General features: G+C 57.4%; 22 protein-coding genes. 10 read left to right on the plus strand and 12 right to left on the minus strand.

Features of this window, described 5'->3' with window-relative positions; all coding sequences use genetic code 11:
• Positions 1-44: 44 nt before the first annotated feature.
• Together DLM45_RS13185 and ftcD are read right to left on the minus strand one after the other, a co-directional pair.
• Positions 45-1601, minus strand: a complete 1557-nt coding sequence (locus DLM45_RS13185; protein ID WP_246317381.1) for a trimethylamine N-oxide permease — start codon at positions 1599-1601, stop codon at positions 45-47.
• Between the two features lie 192 nt (positions 1602-1793).
• Positions 1794-2735, minus strand: coding sequence for a glutamate formimidoyltransferase (gene ftcD / locus DLM45_RS13190; protein WP_181337548.1), 942 nt, complete (start codon positions 2733-2735; stop codon positions 1794-1796).
• A 686-nt stretch (positions 2736-3421) separates the two neighbouring features.
• Between ftcD and DLM45_RS13195 the strand changes: the two genes are divergently transcribed.
• The 3 genes from DLM45_RS13195 (at position 3422) to DLM45_RS13205 (ending at position 6276) form a co-directional block, all read left to right on the plus strand.
• Positions 3422-4051: a TetR/AcrR family transcriptional regulator gene (locus DLM45_RS13195; RefSeq protein WP_181337549.1), complete on the plus strand. Its 630-nt coding sequence runs from the start codon at positions 3422-3424 to the stop codon at positions 4049-4051.
• Complete coding sequence (locus DLM45_RS13200) at positions 4048-4749, plus strand: glutamine amidotransferase-related protein (RefSeq protein WP_181337550.1); 702 nt, start codon at positions 4048-4050, stop codon at positions 4747-4749. The genes DLM45_RS13195 and DLM45_RS13200 overlap by 4 nt, the downstream gene beginning before the upstream one ends.
• A gap of 246 nt (positions 4750-4995) precedes the next feature.
• Positions 4996-6276 (plus strand): ABC transporter substrate-binding protein, encoded by a 1281-nt coding sequence (locus DLM45_RS13205; RefSeq protein ID WP_181337551.1) that lies wholly within the window; start codon positions 4996-4998, stop codon positions 6274-6276.
• Between the two features lie 8 nt (positions 6277-6284).
• Here DLM45_RS13205 and DLM45_RS13210 read toward each other — a convergent pair whose 3' ends face one another.
• Together DLM45_RS13210 and DLM45_RS13215 are read right to left on the minus strand one after the other, a co-directional pair.
• Complete coding sequence (locus DLM45_RS13210) at positions 6285-7049, minus strand: FadR/GntR family transcriptional regulator (RefSeq protein WP_181337552.1); 765 nt, start codon at positions 7047-7049, stop codon at positions 6285-6287.
• Positions 7046-7660 carry a hypothetical protein gene (locus DLM45_RS13215; RefSeq protein WP_181337553.1) on the minus strand — a complete coding sequence of 205 codons (615 nt, stop codon included), beginning with the start codon at positions 7658-7660 and terminating at the stop codon, positions 7046-7048. The genes DLM45_RS13210 and DLM45_RS13215 overlap by 4 nt, the downstream gene beginning before the upstream one ends.
• 534 nt (positions 7661-8194) lie before the next feature.
• Between DLM45_RS13215 and DLM45_RS13220 the strand changes: the two genes are divergently transcribed.
• The 6 genes from DLM45_RS13220 (at position 8195) to DLM45_RS13245 (ending at position 14542) form a co-directional block, all read left to right on the plus strand.
• Entirely contained in the window at positions 8195-9955 is a 1761-nt protein-coding gene (locus tag DLM45_RS13220; RefSeq protein ID WP_181337554.1) for a trimethylamine N-oxide permease, read from the plus strand.
• A gap of 159 nt (positions 9956-10114) precedes the next feature.
• Positions 10115-10720 carry a dimethylamine monooxygenase subunit DmmA family protein gene (locus tag DLM45_RS13225; RefSeq protein ID WP_181337555.1) on the plus strand — a complete coding sequence of 202 codons (606 nt, stop codon included), beginning with the start codon at positions 10115-10117 and terminating at the stop codon, positions 10718-10720.
• A complete protein-coding gene (locus DLM45_RS13230) occupies positions 10717-11679 on the plus strand; it encodes a PDR/VanB family oxidoreductase (RefSeq protein WP_181337556.1) in 963 nt (320 codons plus the stop codon). Before DLM45_RS13225 ends, DLM45_RS13230 begins: the two co-directional genes overlap by 4 nt.
• Positions 11680-11712: 33 nt before the next feature.
• Positions 11713-12759: a heme-dependent oxidative N-demethylase family protein gene (locus DLM45_RS13235; RefSeq protein WP_181337557.1), complete on the plus strand. Its 1047-nt coding sequence runs from the start codon at positions 11713-11715 to the stop codon at positions 12757-12759.
• A 62-nt stretch (positions 12760-12821) separates the two neighbouring features.
• Positions 12822-13940, plus strand: coding sequence for an aminomethyl transferase family protein (locus DLM45_RS13240; protein WP_181337558.1), 1119 nt, complete (start codon positions 12822-12824; stop codon positions 13938-13940).
• Between the two features lie 140 nt (positions 13941-14080).
• Positions 14081-14542 carry a globin domain-containing protein gene (locus DLM45_RS13245; protein ID WP_181337559.1) on the plus strand — a complete coding sequence of 154 codons (462 nt, stop codon included), beginning with the start codon at positions 14081-14083 and terminating at the stop codon, positions 14540-14542.
• A gap of 24 nt (positions 14543-14566) precedes the next feature.
• Here the strand turns inward: DLM45_RS13245 and DLM45_RS13250 are convergent, their stop codons facing one another.
• From DLM45_RS13250 to DLM45_RS13275, 6 genes are all read right to left on the minus strand, one after another.
• Positions 14567-15127 carry a formaldehyde-activating enzyme gene (locus DLM45_RS13250; protein ID WP_181337560.1) on the minus strand — a complete coding sequence of 187 codons (561 nt, stop codon included), beginning with the start codon at positions 15125-15127 and terminating at the stop codon, positions 14567-14569.
• Positions 15128-15226: 99 nt separating this feature from the next.
• The gene (locus DLM45_RS13255; RefSeq protein ID WP_343062303.1) at positions 15227-15583 is read right to left on the minus strand and encodes a cupin domain-containing protein; all 357 of its coding nucleotides are present in this window, start codon (positions 15581-15583) and stop codon (positions 15227-15229) included.
• A gap of 29 nt (positions 15584-15612) precedes the next feature.
• A complete protein-coding gene (locus DLM45_RS13260) occupies positions 15613-16185 on the minus strand; it encodes a sarcosine oxidase subunit gamma (protein WP_343062304.1) in 573 nt (190 codons plus the stop codon).
• Entirely contained in the window at positions 16178-19156 is a 2979-nt protein-coding gene (locus DLM45_RS13265) for a sarcosine oxidase subunit alpha family protein (RefSeq protein ID WP_181337561.1), read from the minus strand. Before DLM45_RS13265 ends, DLM45_RS13260 begins: the two co-directional genes overlap by 8 nt.
• Positions 19156-19452, minus strand: a complete 297-nt coding sequence (locus DLM45_RS13270) for a sarcosine oxidase subunit delta (protein ID WP_181337562.1) — start codon at positions 19450-19452, stop codon at positions 19156-19158. Before DLM45_RS13270 ends, DLM45_RS13265 begins: the two co-directional genes overlap by 1 nt.
• A gap of 27 nt (positions 19453-19479) precedes the next feature.
• Complete coding sequence (locus DLM45_RS13275; RefSeq protein ID WP_181337563.1) at positions 19480-20739, minus strand: sarcosine oxidase subunit beta family protein; 1260 nt, start codon at positions 20737-20739, stop codon at positions 19480-19482.
• An 85-nt stretch (positions 20740-20824) separates the two neighbouring features.
• Between DLM45_RS13275 and DLM45_RS13280 the strand changes: the two genes are divergently transcribed.
• On the plus strand, positions 20825-21766 hold the full coding sequence (locus DLM45_RS13280; protein WP_181337564.1) for a LysR family transcriptional regulator: 942 nt from the start codon (positions 20825-20827) through the stop codon (positions 21764-21766).
• A 27-nt stretch (positions 21767-21793) separates the two neighbouring features.
• On the opposite strand, the gene DLM45_RS13285 is transcribed toward DLM45_RS13280, so the two are convergent.
• Positions 21794-22087 carry a hypothetical protein gene (locus DLM45_RS13285; protein WP_181337565.1) on the minus strand — a complete coding sequence of 98 codons (294 nt, stop codon included), beginning with the start codon at positions 22085-22087 and terminating at the stop codon, positions 21794-21796.
• Positions 22087-22764: a hypothetical protein gene (locus DLM45_RS13290; RefSeq protein WP_181337566.1), complete on the minus strand. Its 678-nt coding sequence runs from the start codon at positions 22762-22764 to the stop codon at positions 22087-22089. Before DLM45_RS13290 ends, DLM45_RS13285 begins: the two co-directional genes overlap by 1 nt.
• Positions 22765-22846: the final 82 nt, after the last annotated feature.

A 22846-nucleotide genomic window follows, 5' to 3' on the forward strand; every position in this document is an offset into this window, starting at 1 on the left:
TTACTGGGCGGTGAAGGGGGCCGGGACGAACCCGGCGCCCAATTTTAAATGAAGTTACCGCTCCAGAAGATGAAGTAACCGAGTGCCATCGAGGTCACGCCACCGGCAAGTGCCACGTAGGGCAGGATGCCAGCGCGAGTCGGTGTGAGTTCGGTTTTGCCGGGAGGAATAAGATCGCTGAGCATGTGGTCAGGGAACTTACCCTTGTCGACAATGTAGTGTCGGTACCAGAAGACTGGAGTCGAGATGAACGCAGCGGCCAGGCCGAGGAACAGAATGTGGTTGCCCCAGATGTTGGCACCGGCGCCGATCAAGAACGCGTTGACGTAGGCAAGACAGACTCCCGCAATCAAGAGGACCTTGGGCGTCCGATAGGGACGGTCGGAATCCGGATTGTCGAGACGATGGATCCAGCCCGCATTCAGGTTCAGGTAGTGGAACAGCACGTAGTTGACTGCCGAAACCGCCAGCACGAACAGGTAATCCGACATCAGAAGCAGGATTGCGTTGAACGCGAGGTCAGCCCACATGGCGCGTGTTGGCACGCCGTTTTCGTTGAGCTGGTCCAGGAACTTCGGCATCCATCCGTCGTGTCCGCCCTGGTAGAGCGTGCGCGATGATCCTGCCATCGCAGTCATGATGCCGAGGAACAACGTGAACGTCAGCATGACGACGAGGATTTTAGCCCCGACTTCACCGGCGCCGACCATGCTGGCGAGGGCAACACCTACGCCTTCACCTGACGCGATGCCGGGAGACAGCATGTATTCGGTTCCGAGCACGCCCTGGAAGACGAAGGGAACGAGTGAGTAAAGAGCGACGCAGAGGATGCCCGACCAGATGATAGCGCGTGCGCCATCTCTTCTCGGCTCCTTCATTTCGCTCATGTAGCAGACGGCGTTTTCTGCCGCGTATGCCGCCCATGCTGCAAGGAAAAGACCGCCGATGAGCAGGCGCCATCCTTCGAGGTTCCATTCGCCATTGATCGGGACGAACGGCACGAAGTTATTGATGTGCACTTGTCCAGTGAACAAGGGAATGAGCGTGACGAACAGAAGCGGAATGATGCCTCCGAGCGTCAGAACGATATTCACCTTCGCCGTTCTCGCGATGCCGCTGTGTTGAATGCTCCACACGGCCACCATCAGAATCGTACCGACGATGAACTGTGCGTTGATGCGGATCGTCAGACCTTCCTTGAGGAACCCGAGATCGATGAGCGTGAGCTGCCAGGTGTTTAATGCATGATCCGGCGGCAGGAAGATCGACAGCAAATATCCCGATCCAAGCCCCGAACCAATTGCGAGAATTGGACTCCACGCCAACCAGTTCGACCAGATGGACATTGGGGCGATGATACGGCTGTGCCGGACCCAGGCGGTTGCACCGTATACGGCGGTGCCACCCGATTTGTTCGGATGCATGCCCGCAATCTCCGCGTAAGTGAAGATTGCTATGAACCCGATCATGACTGAGATGAACCAGACCAACGGCGAGATCGTGCCCGTGACGGCCGATATTCCACCGAGGCTGAACATTACAAGTGCCGGTGAACCCGCGGCGATGAAGACGACCTGCCACCAATTGACATCCCGTCTCATCGCGTGAGTGCCAGCATGACCTGCGCGCAATGTTTGATCCCCTTGCGTCGCTTCATACTGCTGCATTATCGATCCTCCCAGATCGCGTTATGGAGATCAAAACCGGACCGCCTATTTTATTCTTGGCGTGATCGCTTTTGCGATTTGAGCCGGTTTTGATCTCGTTCTTATTCTCCTAGTCGTGCAGCGTGATTAACCCTGTAGATCGAGCAAGTGGTTTTCGAGGATCTGGCTCTTGTAGTCCCACGGGCCGTTGATGCCTTCGAGCTGCAAGTACCATTCGGCCGTTTGCACCAGAACTTCAGCTGCGATGGTGCCGCAGACCTGTCCTGCTAGTACGTTCACGCCGTATCTCGCTGCTTCTGCCTTGAGCAGATTGTAGATCCGGTGCAATGGCGTCTGCAGAGGATTGCTGACTTCGATCGAAACGATCACGCACTGCTTGCCTGTCCGGCGATGGACGTTCGGCAGGCCAATCGTGCCTTGAATGTTGGTGAAGCCACCGGTCTTTCCACGTACGTAGCTCGCCAGTTTCTTTGCGATCGCCAAGTCTGTGGTGTCGAGAACGACGTTGAAGTAGGCGTCGTGCTGTTCTGCTGCACCAACGATGGTTGCGCCGGCAGTCGGGTGCAACTTAGCAGGTCCGATGTCAGGAGCGCGGCTCGGGTCGATGAGAACGGCGTCCCGCAGGCCTTCGTAGTTGCCCTTACGGATGACCGTCAGGCCTTCGCGATCGGGGCGGCGTGCGTTCTTGCCGGTGAAGTAAATCGGAACGCCGTGGCGCTTGAACAGCTCCTGGCCGATTTCTTCAGCGAGCTGGACGCATTCTTCGATGCTGACGTCTTTGGCAGGATAAATTTCGAGCGTGTCGACGGCACCGATACGTGGATGGCGACCGTGCTGCTTCTCCATATCGATCAGCTCGTATGCCTTGGCGGACGCGGAGAGAAGCGCTTCCTTGATAGCTTCCGGCGTTCCGAGCAATTCGGCGGGGAGACGGTCGAAGTCGGCGTCCGGTTCATAGCCGATCAGCTTCAGGCCCGGCTTGTCTCTGAATTCGCCGATGATCGCGTCAATAACTTCCTTGCGAGTCCCGTCGCTGAAGTTGGGATCCGAAAGCATGTACTTGGCCATAGATGAGTTCTCCTAGAATTCCATTTGTCCCGCGTTCTCATTCGAGCGGGATCTACGTTCTTTCCATCGCGCGCCGGGTTCGAAGGCGTTTCCATCGCTCGATGGAAGTGGCAGCCTGACACAACGTTTCTAATAAATCAATCGATTGATTAGTTAGTTGTCGCACCTATTTTTTGCTGCAGTGCGGCGCAATTTTTTTGACATATCCTGCGCGGGAGTGCTTGCAAGTGTATGAGCAGGAATAGATTCTCGGCTTGAAGGCGCAGTCGTTGCCTTCACGATACGGGCGGCCTATCGTGCTCGCGATTTGGAGATGCTTCGTTTTCCTGTGCTCCTTCATCGGTCGATCAATTGATTGCCGGTTCTGGGATTTTGGGTCCGAACGAGCATCTATAATATCCAACCAGAGCGAGATCGGATTTTATCCGCGCGTTGTGGGGCTTCTTTTGAGTGGCTACTTGATCGGTTGAAGTGCCGCTCGCGATATTGAAGAACGCAATGCTCAGAATTGGCGATGGGCAGTCTCGATAGGTTTGGTGAGACGGCGAAGTTTGCCTAGATCTGCGAAGCTCGCTGAAAAGCGAACGGGAATAAACGTGGCAACAACACGCGAGCGAACAAAAAAGTCAGCCGAACCTAAACTCGGACGGAGAAGCGCTGCAGCATCGGGACCTGGTCCGGAGGAGTTGGCGCGGATTGCGCTAGATCTTTTCGCAGAGCGCCACTTCTCATCCGTATCGATCCGTGACATCGGGCGTGCCGCCAAAGTCAACAGCTCGATGATTTACTATCACTATCGGGACAAGGAAGATCTGTTCCGCGCCGCGATCGAAACGGCGATCGCCGAAGCGTTCCAGCTGTTCTCAGACCATTGCAGCAGCGCGGCGCACGAAGATGCCGTCGATGCGATCGACAACTGGCTGGACGTTCACGTTACGCTGCATAAGCAGCTGCGCAGCGTCATCAAAATCAGCATGGACTGCAAAGGTGTCATCGGCGTTCACGACGAGCCTATCAAGCGGTTCTACCGGTATGAGAACAAGATGCTTGAGGGCATCATTCGCGAAGGTATCGAGAAGGGTCTCTTCCGGAAGGTCGATCCTCCGGTCGTCGCGGCGATGATTTCGACAATGCTCGATGGCACGATGGCGCGTTCTTTCTTTTTGAAAGATTTCGACATGGTGAGAACGGTGGACGAGTTCAAACGGGCGATACGTTTGCACCTTGGCTACAAAGAGTCAGACCGGAAGGCCTCAGCGAACACTCGCAAGGTCACGGCTTCACAGAAGCAGCGAAAGGCATTGGGGGCGGAGTGACGAAGCCAGTTCTTGTTCTACAAAACGATGCGCATGAAGGCGCAGGGTTGCTTGCGTCGCTGATGGCCGAGCGCGGAATCGAGTCGACGACGGTGCTTGGGTTTGAGGCCGATTTCAGCGGACTCAAATCGGATGCGTTCAGCGGGCTCGTAATTCTTGGCGGCGCCCAGAGCGCATATGAAACGGAGACTTATCCGTTTCTGCGTTCGGAGATGGATCTCTGTCACGCGTTTCTGGCTGAGGGAAAGCCGATTGCAGGTTTCTGTCTTGGCGCGCAGATCCTCGCGTATGCGCTCGGCGGCGAAGTGCTGTCGGGAAAGCAGAAAGAGATCGGCTGGTACGATCTGAAGCTCTCGAATGGTGCTGATAGCGATCCATTGCTCAATGGGCATCCAGAGACTTTGTTGGCGTACCACTTCCATGGTGATGTCATCAGGCCGCCGAGCGAGGCTGTGACTCTTGCTTCATCGGCGCTTACTGAGTGTCAGCTCTTTCGTTATGGAAAGAGCGCTTACGGATTTCAGTATCACGCCGAGGCCGATATGGCGTTGATCGAGGCGATGTGCCGGAATAACGAGTCTTACATGGCTTCGAACGGCTTCAGCGCGGACGCAATTATTGAGCAGAGCACTTCGCGATCTGTGGCGTTCGAGCAAGCGAACCGTGCGGTTCTCAATAAATGGTTGGACCTATTGTAATCAGGTCTGCTTGTTCGGTGGCCCGGGTGGCGTGATGGCGCCTTCAATATAAAGGCGGCCGAGCCCCGGGCTTTGGCCGCCTTTTCGATGGGGCATACGGCACTCTTGAGTTCCGCGATTGCCGCAGATAGCGTTTCGTGACCGGCATGTGGTTCCGGCGTGGCTTCTCAAAGCTCATACTGGCCAACGAGCCGGGTCTTCGTTATCGATGGCCGCGCTCGACGGGAAGCGGAGAACAGATCTTTTATGGCCAGACGTATAGGCAGTCCGCTCGCATCAGCGCTGTCGCTGGCGATGCCCCGGCTGAAATTCGAAACAAAAAAAGAAGCGAGAATTGGCTTCCTCGCGCCGCTTTCGGGCAAACTGAAGTCGTGGGCTGAACCTGGCTATCATGGCTGCCTCATGTGGCGCGACCGCGTGAACGCGACCGGCGGTATAAAGGTTCGCGATCGGCAATATCTGGTGGACATTCTTCCGTTTGACACCGGCTTTCGGCCAGAGCGGGCGCTCGAAGGCGCGCGGAAGCTCGTGCTCGAAGACGGCGTTAATCTGATCGTCATGGTTGGCGGTGATGACTTTTCCAATCAGGTCCGCGATTTCGTCAGCGAACGAAAAACGTTAGTGACGACGCTGCTTCCGAGTGACCTTTCGCCGGATGCACGCACGCTGATCGCGCCTTGTGAGGTCCATCCGATCTACAACGTAACCGGCGTCGATTGGCTGAAGCGGAATGATCCGGGTTTGCGAACGGCTGCGATGTGTACGCAGGACGATGCGCACGGGCGGCCGTCAATCGCTACGTATCGTGCGGCGTTCGAAGCGGCGGGGATTGAACTTGTTGCAGAGCGTTTGTTTCCGATCGAGACGACGGAATTCTCCGGAATCGTTCAGGATCTGATGTCTCGTCAGCCGGATATTCTGTGCTGGGATACAGCGTATGAGCCGTTCGTGCATGCGCTTACGGTCGAAGCTTTCCGGCACGGGTTTAAAGGCCGTCTGCTATCGTGCACGTGCGATAATTATGCGGAGCTGATTGCGAAGACGAGCCCCGAGTTCATGGAGAACTTCATTTTTCAGTTTCCGGATTTCGATGATCCGCGGCTGAACGAGGCGCAGATCAATTTCAGCGAACCGAACGAGTTTTATCAGGAGTTTTGTTCGCGATACTCGGGCACGTGGAGCGCGGTCTCGTGGGAATATTTTTCAATTCTTGAGATCTGGAAAGCTGCTGTCGAGCGTGCACGCACATTCGATACCGCAACGGTGCTTGCGGCGATGAAAGTTGGCGGTGCCGGTAAGCACGTGTTTGGTGATGCGACGTGGTGGGGCCGAGAGCTCTTTGGCATCGATAACGCGCTTGTCGGATATTGGCCTGTCGTCAGGATTGAAAACGGGAAAGCTCGGATCGTCGAATTCGGGTCGATCCTCGATTGGTGGGCGATGAATAGCACGCTGCTGATTAAGCACATGCGCGAGATGGGGCTCATGTGGGATCAGCGCCAAACAAAGTTGGCTACAAGTCGCTGACGCGATTGCTACGGCTGGTAGATCAGATCTTCCTGATTGCTGGCGACGAGCAGCTTCATGAATTCGACTGCGCCTTCGATGTCGCGGCATTCGAGTGCTTCGTAGAGCGATCGGAATTTCTTTTGAATTTCGCGAATTCGAACCGGGGACAGCGTTTGGATGCGTGTTGCGCACCATTGGGGCTGCTTTCGCACTTCGCAGATAATTCGGTACATCGTGATCAGTAGGCGGTTGTGAGTGCCTTCGGCGATCTGCATCAGGAACAGCTTCTCAAGGTGAGCAAACTGCTCGCCATCGGCCACGATGGTTTCGATTTCTTCGAGCAAGCGGCGAAGGTTTGTCAGGTCGCGCACTGACATATATAGCGTAGCCAAGCGAGCGATCTCGGGTTCGAGCAGAGAGCAGACGACGCTCATCTCGAAGGGTGAAGATACCTCAACGATGGATTGTACGTCGATGCCGTCGGAAGCGCTGCTTCTGGAGTTTGCGTCTGACTCGGACGGGCGATACGTGACGAACGTTCCGCTGTTCGCACGGCGCTTAACGACGTCGTAATGCTCCAGGAAATCGATCGCTTGTCGGATTGTCGTTCGCGTGATGTCCAGTTCGTCAGCCAAAATTCGTTCGGCGTCGAGCCGGCTTCCGAAGGAATAACGGCCCGACTGAATCAGCATGAAAATCTTGCCGGCCGCTTCTTTCACGCGCTCTTTCACGAATGGCTGATTGGTCGTGTCGTTCAGCCAGGGGGCGGCCCTAACGATCAATTCGTTCATGCGAAGTCCTCCCTGTTCGTGGGCAGAGTTTCGTAGAGTCCTGTTTGCTGCATTGGCGGCAATCGGTGAAGTCCGGCCGTCAGATACGCTGCGTCAACAAGCGGACGGATTTCTGGCGGTGTGCGTCGTGCTTCATCGCTCCAGCGATCTCCAAGAAAGTTGAGTTCGCACGGCGAGCCGCATGCGTCTTCGTTCGTCATCATGCGTTTGCAAATTTCGATTTCAGCGCAGTTGGGACCGAACGCGGATTCGAGCGCCGCAACGCTGTCATCCGGCATCGTGGACCTTTTTGCTTCCGGTGCTTTGGTCAAGCGCTGTGCGATGGTTTTGGTGATGGCGGCAGCGCCTCGGCAAAGTGCGAACAGTTTGGCGCGGCGCAGACGTGTGAAGACTTCGCCATGACGCGCGGCAAGCATCAGATGAAATGCGGTGCCTGTTGCGGCAAGCGAAATGTCGAGTTCTGCAATCCAGTCTTCGGATTTGTTCCATTGATGCGCGGCCGTTTCTATCAAGCCAACAGCGCCGTCAATATCGCCCGTCATCCAAGCGCCGAGTGCGGCGTTGCTATAACCGGCTGCGCGACGCGGATCGCTATCGGTAAAGCCCGTCATGTAGTCAGCGGATTTGCGCCAGAGGAATGCTTCCGTTGTTGGTTCGCACGCGCGGCTCGCCGCGTGCGCCGACAGGGTGCAGACGAGCCATCGGTTCTTATGGTCGGACGTGGCGATGACGCTTCTCCGATTCTTGTTTTTGACGTTCGTCCTATGGGCCGATCGTTTGTGACGGCCAGCCGCATTGCAAAATAATCAGACAATGCCTCCGGACAATCGTCAACCAAAAAACACCAAAATCCCACTGACTTTAAAAACGATCGAAAAATCAGTTATCGATGCAGATTGTCGAAAAAGCCCCAATTTTGTGCACTGCGAAGACGATTGTTGTGCAATTGGATTTTATCCAGCGGAATGAATTTTTCGCTTGCGTCGAACTGTCATCGACGAAATACTGCCATATCGGCTATTTTGGTGAATTCTGGTTGTGAATGGTTTGTGATTGTTCATTCAAATCCTAGTTTCTGAAAATTAGAGCCGACGACCCCGGTCGAGGGTCACAAAAATAAAAATGAACTTGGGCGGAGAGAAACAATGGCGGTCGAAACGCGGGCAATGCCCGGACAGGTGCCGGGAGAACTCGTTAGAGCAATTGATTGGAGAGGGGCGTTTTGGGTTGCGAGCGGTGTCCCTGCGCTCGTTCTGTTTTCCATCGGCGGTATTGCAGGCACGACGGGAAAGCTCGCCTTTCTCGTTTGGGCCGTGTCGATGTTTATGGGTTTCCTGCAGTCATTCACGTATGCGGAAATCGCCGGTCTATTTCCGAATAAGTCGGGTGGCGCGTCGATCTATGGCGCAGCGGCGTGGGTACGATATTCAAAGCTGATTGCGCCGCTTTCGGTCTGGTGCAACTGGCTCGCTTGGACGCCGGTTCTTTCTCTCGGCTGTTCGATTGCGGCGGCTTACATCTTAAACGCAATTGGACCGATTCCGGCGGCGGACTCGCCTGAGGTTCTGGCATGGGTTCAAGCCAACGCTTCAACGCTCGCTGCTGACAGTCCGCGCATTGCCGAATGGCTTGCGGCAAACGCCGGGCATAGCGCAGACGACGCGGTAAAAGCTCTGCTTGCGCAGGATGGCATCACCTCATTGACGCCTGCATTCCGGAACTGGACACTCTTCACGCACGCTCTCGGTCCGGTCACGATTTCTCTGAACCTGGTGTTCTTCATCGGCGCCGCGCTGATGCTTCTGACATTCGCGATTCAGCATCGGGGCATTCTCGGTACGGCGAACGTGCAGAAGTACATTGCGCTGCTCGTGATTGTGCCGATGCTCATTGTCGGCATTGTTCCCATTCTCACGGGACAGATTCATGCGAGCAACTATTCGCCGCTCGTGCCGCTCAATATGACGGAATGGAATGTTGGCGGGTGGACGCTGGTGCTTGGCGGTATGTTCATTGCCGCGTGGTCAACGTACGCGTTCGAAACGGCGATCTGCTATACGAGCGAGTTCAAAGATCCGAAGACGGATACGTTTAAGGCCATCTTCTATTCTGGTCTCTTGTGTCTGCTGCTCTATACGCTTGTGCCGTTCACGTTCCAGGGCGTTCTTGGTCTTGAAGGCATGCTGGCGCCGTCGATCGTTGATGGTTCCGGTGTTGCGAATGCGATGGCCTCGATGGTTGGCGGCTCGGGGTTCATCGTCAACATCATGGTGATGCTGATGATCCTGGCGCTCATGCTTTCGATCAACACGGCGATGGCGGGTTCGTCGCGGACGCTCTATCAGGGCTCCGTCGACGGGTGGCTTCCGCGGTATCTGACGCATGCGAACGAGCATGGCGCGCCGACGCGTGCGATGTGGACCGATCTTATTTTCAACCTCGGTCTGCTTGCTATTGCGGCGGCGGATGCGACCAGCTTCTTCTTCATTCTGGCCGTTTCCAACTGCTGCTACATCATCTTCAATTTCCTCAATCTCAACTCGGGCTGGATACACCGGATCGACAACGGCCACATTCCGCGGCCGTGGCGCGCGCCGAACATCTTGCTCGCCATTGGCACGCTGTTCGCGTTCGTCAACGCAGCGTTCATGGGCGCGGGCGCGAAGGTGTGGAATCCGGTGGCGCTGCAGTCCGGCGCGATCGCTGCAGCTCTGATCATTCCTGTCTTCCTGTTCCGTCACTATGTGCAGGATCGCGGTCAGTTCCCCGACCATATGCTGGAAGACTTGAAACTGACTCCGGGCCAAATGCAGGAGCGCAAGGCGGGCATCCTGCCGTACCTGACGCTGATTGCAGGTGTGGTTGTCGTGTTGGTTGCGAACTGGTTCTTCACGCTTCCTGCGTGATCGGACCCGAGATAAAGGCGGCGGCAATTCGTGAGATTGCCGCGCCGAAGAGGTCAGGGCGACTACCTCCCATCGCCCTGACCAGATACCAAGGCGAATGCAGTCGCCGCAGAGCAATTGATGCGGCGGCTGTGCTTCACTCCAAACTGGTAAACAACGATGCTCGAATCTGAAATCAAAAGCCGGCCAAAGTATCCAGGTCTCAAACCGGACCTGCAGGCCAAACAGAACCTGATGGTGGCTGACGCCGGAGGTTCGGAGGCGATTGCCGATCTCGCAAAGAAAGTCGATCAGGAGTTTCTGTCCCGCACCACGGTGATCCTTTGCAGAGCCGGCGGCAATGGAACGGATCCACTCGAGCGCTTGAAGTCGCTCGGCATTACTGACATCGCGGTTTTTCCGACGATTGAAACGGTTATATCGCGACTGGATGGCGTTCTCGATAAGGCGCTGATGAGTACGCGGCTCTATGTGGCTGGAACCGAGCCGTTGATCGGCTTGGTCGAGAAGACCGCAATGGCGCACGGCGTGGGGCACTCTTCGATTTACAAAGAACATCGCGGATCGCTGAAGCGGCGCGTTCAATGCGTTCATTGCAAGGGCATAACGGAGAACGTGACGACCAATCCCGTCATCTGCGCTCATTGTGGTTACAGCCTGTTGGTGCGCGATCACTATTCGCGGCGTCACGCGGCGTTCCAAGGCGTTCGCATCGATGCCGATGCCCCCGGCAATATTCCAGAAGAAAAGGCGGACTATCTATGACGGCTCGGAATTCGCGACTTGTGCGTGTCGATGACGTGACCCCGGTTGCGGCACGTGTAAAGCGGCTTCGGTTCAGCGATGTCGATGGCGGTGCGTTGCCGATCTTCTCCGCTGGTGCGCACGTCATCGTAACGATGCGTCACGGCGATCGCGTGTATCGCAATGCCTATTCGTTGATGAGTTCGCCGCTCGATCAAAGTCATTATGCGATCAGCGTACTCCATGTTCCGGAGTCGCGTGGCGGGTCGTCCTTCGTTCACGAGCGCATCGCAAAGGGTGCGACGCTCGAAATCGGCGATCCCGTCAATCTGTTTCCGATCGCGCATACTGCGCGCAAACATATCCTGATTGCAGGGGGCATCGGCATCACGCCCTTCATGGCAATGCTGGCGCAGTTCCGCCACGATAAGGCGAACTACGAACTGCATTACGCCGTGCGCTCCGCTGAGGAAGGCGCTTATTTCGGTGCATTCGAGCAAGAAGGCGCACCGGGCGTTCATCTCTACAGGTCGGATCGCGGTCACCGCATTCCGCTGCATGAGATTCTGGAGAATCAGCGCTTAGGAACGCACATTTATGTCTGCGGGCCGCAGCGGATGATCGATTGGACGACGCAGAGCGCGCGCGCTGCCGGGTGGCCGGACGAGAACGTGCACTACGAACATTTCGATGCGCCGCCCGCGGGCAATCCCTTCGTTGTCAAGCTTGCGAAGTCCGGCCGCGAAATCCGGGTCGGTGAGCATCAGAGCATTCTCGAGGCTTTGGAGCAGGCAGGAGTCGATGCGCCGTATCTCTGCAGGGGCGGTGCGTGCGGTCAGTGCATTACGCGAGTGCTCGGCGTCGAGGGAAGCCTTCGACACAACGATCACTATCTGACCGAAGATGAGAGGGCTTGCGGAAATCAGATCGCGACGTGCGTGTCGCGGATCGAGGGAACGTCGCTGACACTCGATCTTTAGTTTCGGTTCTCGCTTCGGCGAAAGGAGATGCAAATGAACACGTATTTCAGAGATGAAACGTTTCGCGATGATTACACATTTGCGAACAGCCCGGAGGGCGTGAAGCGCTTTCCCTTCCCGTTCTGGGAAGACAAGTACATGTATTCGGTGAACATCGAACCGCATACGGCTGGGCCGAAGGGTTCAGTTTACGAATTCCCGATCGATATCGACGAGCACTACGTTTCGGACATGCGCGACCGCGCGATCGTGCTCAAGGAAGATCCGACGCGTGTGCAGGCGCTGCCGCATATGATGCCGGCGCAGTGGGATTTGCTTGAACTGCTGATGACATCGCTCGCGCGCGACTATCCGCAGTACTTCACGCTGCATCGGGATGGTGCGCACTGGCACTGGATCAACCGGCCGCTGCAGATCGAGAATAAGTTTACGTTCGGCGATGTTTCATCGCTTCCGTATGAGCCGATGGAATACATCACGCGGCAGTGCCAGGGTGACTTTACACTTCAGGACCAGCGCGAAAACAATCTTTGGATGGATGCGGGTATCGCAACATCGCAGGCCGATTGGTCCATCGATTTCGATGTCGGCATGAATTTCATGGAATGGCATGGGCCTGTGCCGCTGGCACATCAAGCTGGCGTTTTTGATCGCGCGCTGAAGTTTCTGATGAACTTGCAGCAGGGCCAGCCTGTGCGGCGCCTGAACTGGACGATGACCATCAATCCGCGATTGGATACGAGCCCCGAGAACTATGACAAGTGGGGTATCGATCGGACGACTGTGACGGACGAGAACGTTGGCGACAAGGTTCATTTGCGTGTCGAGCTGCAGGCGCTGTGGCGTCTTCCTCGCTCGAACGCCATCGCGTTTTCTATCCGCGCGTATCTCTTGAAGATGCGAGAGCTGGTTACGCAGCCGGATTGGGCACGGCGTTTCCCTCGCGTCATCAGAAGCATCCCGCCGGAGCTCGTCGAATACAAAGGTCTCGGCACTTATCGCGAAACCACTTTGCGGTGGCTCGATCAATTCGATGATGGCAAGCCGACGCCGCAAGGATTTCTCTTCAATCACAAATAGAGGCGGCAAACCCGCCCGGCTTTTAACCTGGACAACTCAGAAAAACGGAAAAGGAAACGCGCATGACCAACTCGCGTCAATCGGCAATCAACGATCGCCATCGAGCTCTTGGCTCAGACTTGTCTTCCGCTTGGAACGACATGCCAATTCCCCAAAACTATTCGACGTGCCCCTACGAGGAAACGGCGGCGGTGCGGTATCGCGCTGGACTCATCGATGTTACAGCGCTTCGCTTTCTCGATGTATCGGGTCCTGACGCGACGGCATTTCTGAATCACATCCTGACGACGGATGTGTCGAAGGCAAAGGCTGGCGATTCCCATATCAGCAACATCGTCAACAGCGATGGCGCGTTGATCGACGACGTTCTTATTTATGTCGATGGGCCGAACGCATACCGCGTTTCACATGGTGGCGGCGCATTTGAAGAAGCGGCGCTCGAAGCCAAGGGCAAGTTCAACGTCGAAATCAAGCGCGATGACGATGTGCACGTGCTGTCGTTGCAGGGACCTGCTGCGCTGGAAGTGCTTAATGCCCACACGCCGATGGATCTCAGCAAGCTCGGCTACTTCAAGCATCAGAAATCGACGCTGTTTGGCAAAGACGTCTCGCTTGCACGCGGCGGATATTCGGCTGAGCGCGGCTATGAAGTCTTTTGCTCTGCGAAAGACGCGCCCTTTATCTGGGATGAGATCCTGAAGGCCGGCAAAGACAAGGGCGTTGTTCCGGTGTCCTGGTCCTGCCTCGATATCGTCCGCGTGGAAGGCGGCTTGCTGTTCTTCCCCTATGACATGTCACACGGCGATACGACGCCGTGGGAAGTTCGCGCCGATTGGACAGTTGATCTCGAGAAGCCTGACTTCATCGGCAAGCAGGCGCTTGCTGCGAAAAAGGGCAAGGAGCGCTCGTTCATCACTGGGCTCGAAGTCGATCATTCTGATGCGGTTGCGCCGGGATCGAAAATCACGGCGAACGGCAAAGAAGTTGGCGTTGTCACCAGCACGGTGTTCAGCCAGCATCTGATGAAGTCTCTGGCCATGGCGCAGATCGAGCCGAAGTATACGAAGCTTGGGACAGAACTCGTTATCCATGACGGCAAAGATCTGAATGCTGTTGTCGTTCAGATGCCGTTCTACGATCCCAAGCGTCTTAGAACTCACCCGGTTTCCGAGCGTTCGTGACATCCCGGACGCCAACTTGGCTGGGGGTTCCAACCTCCAGCCATTTTTCCTGCGAAGCGATGTGTATTTCGGATGACGAGCGTCTCTTTAATGCGGCGAGACGCAAGCCAAGAAGGAACGAGACCTAGAAAGGAATTGAAGTGAAAAAGACTGCTTCTCTTTACACACGTGTTGGTGGTGAAGAAGGGCTCAGGAAGCTCATCGAGACATTCTACGATATTATCGAATTCGAGCCGGAAGGCCGGGCTCTGAAAATGCTACATCTGCGCGGACATGGCGTCGCTCATTCGCGGATCGAGCAGTTCAAATTTTTATCGGATTTTCTTGGTGGGCCGAAATTGTATCGCGAGCAGCACGGGCATTCCGACGTTCGCCAGATGCATGTTCATGTCGTGATTGACCGGCAAGCTCACGACGATTGGCTGAACTGTATGACGATCGCGATCGATCGCGTCGGGTTGGACCAGGAGGTCGGTGCGCAGCTTATGCAGCACTTCCGCGTCGTGGCCGCAAAGCTGCAGAATGTATTCGAGACGGATGAAAACGGTGACCTGCCGACGTCCGCGCTTGCGCAGGCTCAATCATCTGCAGGTCACCATTGAGGCGATTACCAACTGGCGCTGGTTCTATATTTCGCCCTTGAGACCTTTTTCAAAGTACTTGTGAACGATCTTGTCCTGGTTCTCCAGGAGCCAATCGATCGATGGTTGGAAGGTCATGGCCTTGTGAATGGCCAGCGTGGTCGCCTTGCGATGAATGTCGAATAGAATCTTGTGGTCGAGATCCTTGATCGTCGACACGACCGGGTTGAGCCACACGGAAACGATGATGCCCAGTTCGTCGGCTTTATCGCGCGGGATATCTCCGTTGCGCACAGCGTCGAGAACGCCCATTGCCGTGGCGTACTGAACCGTTCCCATCAGGATGTTGGTGTAGCGTTCGTCGGTGACGGTGACCTTGCTTACGCAAATGGTCGGTGGACGCACCATGACGTCCGTATTCATCAGTGCGAGTACCCGGCTGTGGCCGACTGTCTGATCGCCGAGGAGATTTGCGAACGCAGTTCCGAACGGTCCATCGAGTTCGCCGATTGCGACTTCAGGCTCTGCCGCCGTTCCCGGAGGTCCGCCGGCGACAAGTGCTTCACCAACGCGAATGCCGATACGCTTGCTTTGATTGGTCGTCATCGTATTCCCTTATGCAACTGGAGAGATACGCGAACGGCAGTTTTGCCGTTCGCAGGCTCAGTCCATGAACCAGAGTCCGACCAAGGCAGGTCAGAGGGTTCAGGCTAAGCGAATGGCGAAATGTTTGCGCACCGGCTCGGTAATGACCCAGGTGCCTGTAAAGCCAGCCTCAACAGCGAACGCGTCGCCGGGATTGAATTCAATTGGCTGGCCGCCATCTGGAGTGATTGTAATGCGTCCGGAGATGAGATGCACGAATTCATACTTGTCGTATGTCGTGTGATAGGTGCCGGGCATTGCTTCCCAGATACCCGAAATCATCGAGCCGTCGGCTGCCTTGTGCAGAATCCAGGTTTTCATCGACGGCGTGCCGCTGACGACCTTCCAACCAGGCAGATCAGTTGTGATCGGATCTGGGCCTGACTCAGGGAGTTTGGTGATGAGTTGTGCGCTCACGTTGTTTTCCTTTTTTTGGGCGATGATGTTTAGACGAATTCGGCTGCCGACGATTCTAGCCAATGCCAAAGACTGTCGGCAAAGCTGCGGAAGACGGCAATCTCATAGGTCGGCTTATCATCCATCTGCCATAGGATGATTCCGATATGACTGGCATGCGTGATGGCTACCCCATTGCGGGGGAATTCACGTGGATGCAGGTCAATTGGAACGCCTTTTGCCAGCACTTCGCGTGCGCGTGGCCCCGAGATCTGGACGACGGCGCGTGCGTCGGACTGATCGACGATAGCGGCCAGTCCAGCGAGTAGCGGCTTTAACTCAAGCTCGATATCGCGGTTCTCGCCACGTTCGGCGACGGCGGTCCATTGGTCCGGGCCTGTCCAAACGAATGCGATGTCCTTGCCCGTCACGCGCTGTGGCGTGTTGGTAAGTTCAGCGCCGTAGTGCTCGCGAATTACCGCGCGAACCTGATCCACCTTGCCTTTGCTGGCCGTGATGCTGGCCATCGTTAGCGTTTCGTGAGGACGGATCACCAGTCCTGCTGCAGCGATGGGCGTTGCGTGCGTGAAGGCGGAGCGTGCCGCCAATGTTGGGCTAGCCACGGACTTTTACTCCCTCAGGATCAACGAAGACCGGTGAAACGACTTCGACGAGCGTGTCTTCTCCGCGGAGCGGATCGTAAGCGCGGACGATCTCTCCGATGCGGTTCGGACCGCGCCGCAGGAAACCAAGGCCGACCCAATGACCGAGCGTCGGTGAATATGCGACCGAACTCATATGGCCATCGTCATTCTCCGGAGACGGAGACGCGTCTTTGGCGAGGAAGTGCGCGCCAGATCGCAGCCGCCGTGAGCGATCGACCGGACGGAAACCGATCAGCGCCGGACGATTGGGATCCGTAAGACCAGGCCGTCCATTGAGTACGCGGCCGACAAAGTCTTTCTTGGTCGAAACCATTCCGCCGAGCCCGACGTCGTTCGGCGTGGTGATGCCGTTGAGTTCGGGGCCGCTGATGTGGCCCTTCTCGATGCGCATTACGCCAAGAGACTCGGTGCCATATGGGCAGACGCCGAATTCCTTACCGGCTTCCATCATCCGGCGAAGGAGAGCATCGCCGTAGCGAGAGGGTACGCCGATTTCGAAAGCGCGTTCGCCAGAGAAGGAGAGGCGGTAGAGGCGCGCCTTGATCCCACCGCACACCGTGATGTGCCCGACTTTGAGATAGGGGAAGCCTTCATCCGAAATATCGAACTCAGGATCGACGATCTTGCGAAGCAGGTCGCGCGATTTCGGTCCGGCGACGGCGTACTGCGCCCATTGCTCGGTGGCCGAGATCATCTGCACGTCGAGTTCCGGCCAGAGCCACTGGTGACAGAATTCCATGTGCTGGAATGCTTTCACCGCGTTGGCGGTCGTCGTTGTGATGAAGAAGTGGTTTTCATCGAAACGGGCGACGGTGCCGTCATCCAAGAAGATGCCGTCTTCGCGCAGCATGCCGCCGTAACGCGCCTTGCCCACCGGCAGCTTGCGCATGGCGTTCATGTAGATCTTGTCGAGAAATTCGGCTGCGTCTGCACCCTGGACGTCGATCTTGCCGAGGGTCGACACGTCGCAAATTCCGACGGAATTACGAACCGTGTTGACCTCGCGCTTGACCGTATCGAGCCAATCGTTCTCGCCCGCACGCGGGTAGTAACTCGGACGAAGCCAGAGACCTGTCTCGACGACGCGGCCGTTCTGTTCCTTGGTCCAGGCGTAAGACGGTGGCAAGCGCGTCGGCTTGAAGTCCTTGCCGCGATGATGACCCGCAAGGGCGCCTAACGCGACCGGTGTATAGGGCGGCCGTGCCAGCGTCATGCCGGTGTCGGGAATGGACTTGTTCGTAAGGTGGGCCATGATCGCGAGCGCGTTGACGTTCGCGGTCTTGCCCTGGTCCGTTGCCATGCCGAGCGTTGTGTAACGCTTGAGATGCTCGACGGAGCGGAACCCTTCGCGCTCTGCCAGCTCGACGTCGGAAGCCGTGACGTCGTTCTGTTGATCGACGAATGCTTTGCCGCGATATCCTTCAACGCGCCAAAGCGGTGAGATTGCAGTGCCTTCGTCTTCAGCCCGAGGAGCTGGTGCGAGCGGTTCGGAACCTCCGCTCGCACCGGCCGCGGCGGAACCAGCCGCGGTACCGGCCGCGAGAACGGTTTGCAAGCCGAATTGGCCTGCAGCCGCACCCGCGACCGATATGCCGGGAGGAAACGAGCCCGGAACGAATGCGGCAAGGTCGTTATTCCAAGCAGGCTTGCCGCCAAGATGCGTGGTGAGTTGGATGTTGGGATTGTAACCGCCGGACATCGCGACGAGATCGCAAGCGATCTTGCGTTCCTGTCCGTCGCGCGTGCGGACGACAACGCCTTCCACGCGCTGTCCACCCTTTGCGTCAAGAACGACGCCGGAGATCAACTCTATGCCCGCGGTCTTAGCAATGTTGCGGACCCATTCGGTCGGTTGCGGGCGAGAGTCGACAATTGCCGCGACTTTCACGCCAGCACGCGCAAGGTCGGCCGCAGTGGTTGCAGCGTAATCGTTATTCGTGAAGACGACGGCGCTTTCGCCCGGTGCAACAGCGAAGCGGTTGACGTATGCGCGGACGGCGCTTGCCAGCATGACGCCGGGCAGATCGTTGCCGCCGAAAACGATTGGGCGTTCGATCGAGCCCGCAGCGAGCACGGCTTTCTTCGCCACGATATGCCAGAGGCGCTGACGCGGCTGGCCCATGGGCGGAGTTGCGACGTGATCGTTCACGCGTTCGACGGCGCCGTAGGTTCCGCCATCGTAGATGCCGAACACGGTCGTGCGGCGCATAATGCGCACGTCCGGCATCTGCGAAAGTTCAGCGAGCGCCGATGCAACCCACTTTGCTGGTGGCATACCGTCGATCGGTGCGGAGTCATTCAGAGCGCTGCCGCCGAGTGCGAAACTCTCATCAGCGATGATGACACGCGCGCCGGTGCGTCCGGCGCTGAGTGCTGCCGCAAGACCGGCGGGGCCTCCGCCGATGATCAGGACATCGCAAAACGTGTTGGCTTTTTCATACGTGTCCGGGTCAGCATCTTTGGATGCGCGCCCGAGACCTGCGGCGCGACGGATGGCGGGCTCATAGAGCTTTTCCCACAACGCTGCGGGCCACATGAACGTCTTGTAGTAGAAGCCTGCAACGAAGACCGGCGACAGGATCGAGTTGACCGCCATCAGGTCAAGTTTCAGAGACGGCCAGCGGTTTTGGCTCGCGGCGGTCAAGTCATCGTAGAGCTCGATGGTCGTCGCCTTGGTGTTGGCTTCGCGCCGCGGACCCGTGCGCAATTCGACGAGCGCGTTCGGCTCTTCGGAGCCTGCGGTCAGGATGCCGCGCGGACGATGATACTTGAACGAGCGGCCAGTCAGACGAACGCCGTTGGCGAGAAGTGCGGAGGCCAGCGTGTCGCCAGCGTAACCCGAATACGTGTGGCCATCGAACGTGAAAGAGATTTCGCGGCGTCTGTCGATTTGGCCGCCGGAGGCGAGGCGGAAGGGCTGTGTTGACATCAGACACTCTCCTTCGCTGCGGAATTGCGCCTCAGGGCGACATCCCGCGCTAGTTCGACGGACGAGATTTCGTGGGTGGAAACGTTACGCGATACGACGAGCCAGGCATGGCAACCAGCCGCGTGATACCAAAGCTCCTCATGCGGGCCTGGTGCGTTTTTCCGATCGTAGACGAACTTGACGAAATCCGTCATCGCCGACGGCGTTGATGCATCCGGACGGGTGACTGTCGCGTCGCCGTTGTAGACGAACTCGTCGACCCCGCGAGCACCGCAATGTGGACAGTTGATGCGCATGTTTCGAATCCTTCGAGTCGAATTATCTCAATGAAGCTGCGGGTGCGGGCCCATGCCTTTTTCGTCGATCGCGTGGCCGGTGACGAAGCGATCGAGGCGATAGGGAACGGCGACGGGATGAGGTTCGTCGCGCGCGATCAGATGCGCGAAGCAAAGACCTGATGCCGGAGTTGCCTTGAAGCCGCCGTAGCACCAGCCGCCATTGAAGTAGAGGCCTTCGAGCGGAGTGCGATCGATGATTGGGCTGCCGTCCATCGACATATCCATGATGCCGCCCCAACTGCGCAGCAGGCGGACGCGTCCGATACGCGGCATCAACGCCATGCCGCCCTCGCACACGTCTTCGACGACCGGGAGGTTTCCGCGCTGGGCGTAGCTGTTGTAGCCGTCAAGGTCACCGCCGAATACGAGGCCGCCCTTGTCGGATTGGCTGATGTAGAAGTGGCCCGCGCCGAACGTCACGACGCCGTCGATGAATGGCTTGATCGATTCCGTAACGAACGCCTGCAGGACGTGGCTCTCGATCGGCAACGTGAGACCCGCCATCGCAGCGACGCGCGATGAGTTGCCAGCGACCGCCATAGCGACTTTCTTTGCGCCGATGAATCCGCGGGACGTTTCAACGCCGACGATGCGGTCACCCTCGCGACGGAAGCCTTTGACTTCGCAATTCTGAATGATGTCGACACCGCGCCGGTCGGCAGCTCGCGCATAGCCCCAGGCCACTGCGTCGTGCCGCACGGTTCCGCCGCGCTTTTGCAGAAGGCCGCCCTGAACTGGGAAGCGTGCGTTATCGAAATCGAGGAAGGGAACCATCTTGCGGACCGCTTCGCGATCAAGCAACTCGGCGTCGACGCCGTGGATGCGCATCGCGTTGCCGCGCCGGGCAAACGCATCGCGTTGGCCGTCGGAGTGATAAAGGTTCAGCACGCCGCGCTGACTGACCATCGCGTTATAGTTGATGTCCTGCTCCAGGCCTTCCCAGAGCTTCATCGACTGTTCGTAGAACGGGATGTTGCCCGGCAGCATGTAGTTCGAGCGGACGATCGTCGTGTTGCGGCCAACGTTGCCGCCGCCGATCCAGCCCTTCTCGACAACCGCGACGCGGTTCACGCCATGGTTCTTCGCAAGATAGTAGGCCGTTGCGAGACCATGGCCGCCACCGCCGATGATGACGACGTCATAAGACGATTGCGGTTCGGCATCTCGCCAAGCGGGTCCCCAACCGGTGTGACCGCGAAGGGATTCGCGGAGTACGGAAAATATCGAATATCGATCGGCTGACATGTCCAATCAGGCTCCTCGGCTAATCGTTGGCATATTGCCAATTGACTGGATTGTGGTCTCTATAAGTATGATTTATAGTGTGGAAATGTCCGACCGGAGCCACAGTCTTCCTTTCGATCTGAGATCGCTCGAAATCTTCCTTGCCGTTTGCGAGGCGGGCGGTATGGCGGCGGCTGCTCGTGAGCTTCGGCTGACGCAGCCGGCTATCTCCCTCGCCGTTTCTGAACTCGAACGGAAAATCGGGACCGAGCTGTTCGATCGAACGGTTCGGCCGCTGGCGCTGACGCGGGCGGGTGGTCTGATGAGGCAGCGGGCGAGTGCGCTGATCGCCGACGCACGCCAGATTGCGCCGATGCTGCAGGAGACGGAGCATGGCCGCGTTCCTCTCATTCGTGTCGGGCTGGTCGATTCCCTCGGTCGTTCGCTGACGGTTGCGATATCGCAGCATCTCAAAGCGAAGGCGGAAGAAGTTTCGTTGCTGTCGGGACTCACCGCGACGCATGCGAGCGAGCTTCTGACCCGGCGTCTCGATTTGTTTCTTGGGGTCGATGATCTTGAGGAATCGCCCGGGCTCGAGCGGTGGGAAATTGTGCGCGAGCCTTATGTGTTGCTGATTAACGGGCGGAATACGCATGTTCGCACGCTTAGCGATCTGAAGAAGCTTGCTGCTTGCGTGCCGCTGATCCGATTTAGCGGGCGTTCGCAGACGGGCGTCGAGATCGAGCGTCATTTGCGTCGTCTCGGTATCGAGCCGGCGCGTTCGTTTGAATTCGATAGCCCCTATGCCGTCGCGGCAATGGTTTCGGCGGGTGATGGGTTCGCAATCACGACGCCGCTCTGCATCGCGGAGGCCAAGCTTTCCAACAAGAATCTCGTCACCGAAAAGCTGCCTGGGCCGCAGATCTCGCGCAAACTCACGCTCGTTGCACGCTACCGCGAACTTGGCCACATCCCGCGCGAACTCGCGGGTGTCGTGAAGGGCGTGCTACAGGCGGCGAACATTGAGGGGTTAGTCTTCGAAGGGTGACGGCCTGTAGGCGACAGCTTTCGCCGGTCAACCCTTTGCGCGCATATCCTGTTTCCAGACTTCGTAGCGCATTCTTGCGATTTGATACGCGTCCGGCAGCGACATGGCCCAGACGAAGATGCCGCCTGAAATCCGGCCGATGAAGGAATGCTCCGGCGTCGTCGTGATCCAGGTATATCCGCCGATCAGCAGTGCGAACAAAGCGAAGCCCAATCCGCGATAGGGCTTTCCGGCGATGACGTGTCCGGCGCCGGGTAGAACTGCGGCGACCAGGAGAACGAGATAGGGATTGAGCGGTGCTCTTTTTTTGGGCGCGGCCATTATGTGCGTACCTGATCTGCAGTTGCCGCGGCTTCGCTCAGCGCATCGAGATGCGCGAGCATCTGATTGAAGTCCTCAGCGCTGACAGTGTTGTTGTCAAAGATTGATTGTCTGAGAATGAGGTGCTCACCGCGGCGTCCTTCGGCAGCCTGCCAGATGACACGCAAGCCTTTTTCCGTCACGGCGATCTCTTTGATCTTGGGATCGAGGAGGATTTTCCGGATCGCATCCTCCATGCGCAGAAGCAGCGTTTGAGCTGCCTCGCCACTGCCGCGGACAAGAACCTCGTCGGGGAAGTTCGGCGGATTGTCGAGCCGATGCGGAAACGTGGAGGAGAGCGAGTAGAACTCTGTGCCGGCCGGACGGACGAGGGCAGCGAAAGCGGGTCGGCCTTTGCGCGGCTCGATGCGCGTTACCGAAAGCCACAACTGCGGCAAGCGCCGGATCGTCATTGTGTCGAGAATGAAGATGGCGCGGATGAATTTTCCGAGCCGGCGGCCCTCAAGAATTGGATAGCCGTCCTCACCAAAACTGACGCTGCCGAGATCGAGCAAGCCGACGCAACTGTCGAACAGCCCGGTGCGCAGCGCGCGCTGACGCGCATGATCGCGGCGAGCCTTTACGGTTACGACGCAAACCCCGACGATGGCGATGAGAAGAAGCAATTCCGAAGGCAATGGCTGTCTCGTAATTGTTTGAAATCCAGACGTCGCACGTTCTGGCGAGGTCACAAAATAAAAACGGCAGGGTTGTTCGCCC

This window comes from Hyphomicrobium methylovorum (genome assembly GCF_013626205.1).
Taxonomy (GTDB): domain Bacteria; phylum Pseudomonadota; class Alphaproteobacteria; order Rhizobiales; family Hyphomicrobiaceae; genus Hyphomicrobium_B; species Hyphomicrobium_B methylovorum.

Coding starts and splice junctions, on each gene's coding strand:
- DLM45_RS13230 (WP_181337556.1), top strand. CDS start 10,717: ATGACGGCTCGGAATTCGCGACTTGTGCGTGTCGATGACGTGACCCCG.
- DLM45_RS13235 (WP_181337557.1), top strand. CDS start 11,713: ATGAACACGTATTTCAGAGATGAAACGTTTCGCGATGATTACACATTT.
- DLM45_RS13225 (WP_181337555.1), top strand. CDS start 10,115: ATGCTCGAATCTGAAATCAAAAGCCGGCCAAAGTATCCAGGTCTCAAA.
- ftcD (WP_181337548.1), bottom strand. CDS start 2,735: ATGGCCAAGTACATGCTTTCGGATCCCAACTTCAGCGACGGGACTCGC.
- DLM45_RS13210 (WP_181337552.1), bottom strand. CDS start 7,049: ATGAACGAATTGATCGTTAGGGCCGCCCCCTGGCTGAACGACACGACC.
- DLM45_RS13205 (WP_181337551.1), top strand. CDS start 4,996: ATGGCCAGACGTATAGGCAGTCCGCTCGCATCAGCGCTGTCGCTGGCG.
- DLM45_RS13285 (WP_181337565.1), bottom strand. CDS start 22,087: ATGGCCGCGCCCAAAAAAAGAGCACCGCTCAATCCCTATCTCGTTCTC.
- DLM45_RS13280 (WP_181337564.1), top strand. CDS start 20,825: ATGTCCGACCGGAGCCACAGTCTTCCTTTCGATCTGAGATCGCTCGAA.
- DLM45_RS13270 (WP_181337562.1), bottom strand. CDS start 19,452: ATGCGCATCAACTGTCCACATTGCGGTGCTCGCGGGGTCGACGAGTTC.
- DLM45_RS13265 (WP_181337561.1), bottom strand. CDS start 19,156: ATGTCAACACAGCCCTTCCGCCTCGCCTCCGGCGGCCAAATCGACAGA.
- DLM45_RS13240 (WP_181337558.1), top strand. CDS start 12,822: ATGACCAACTCGCGTCAATCGGCAATCAACGATCGCCATCGAGCTCTT.
- DLM45_RS13215 (WP_181337553.1), bottom strand. CDS start 7,660: ATGACGGGCTTTACCGATAGCGATCCGCGTCGCGCAGCCGGTTATAGC.
- DLM45_RS13185 (WP_246317381.1), bottom strand. CDS start 1,601: ATGAGACGGGATGTCAATTGGTGGCAGGTCGTCTTCATCGCCGCGGGT.
- DLM45_RS13250 (WP_181337560.1), bottom strand. CDS start 15,127: ATGACGACCAATCAAAGCAAGCGTATCGGCATTCGCGTTGGTGAAGCA.
- DLM45_RS13220 (WP_181337554.1), top strand. CDS start 8,195: ATGGCGGTCGAAACGCGGGCAATGCCCGGACAGGTGCCGGGAGAACTC.
- DLM45_RS13275 (WP_181337563.1), bottom strand. CDS start 20,739: ATGTCAGCCGATCGATATTCGATATTTTCCGTACTCCGCGAATCCCTT.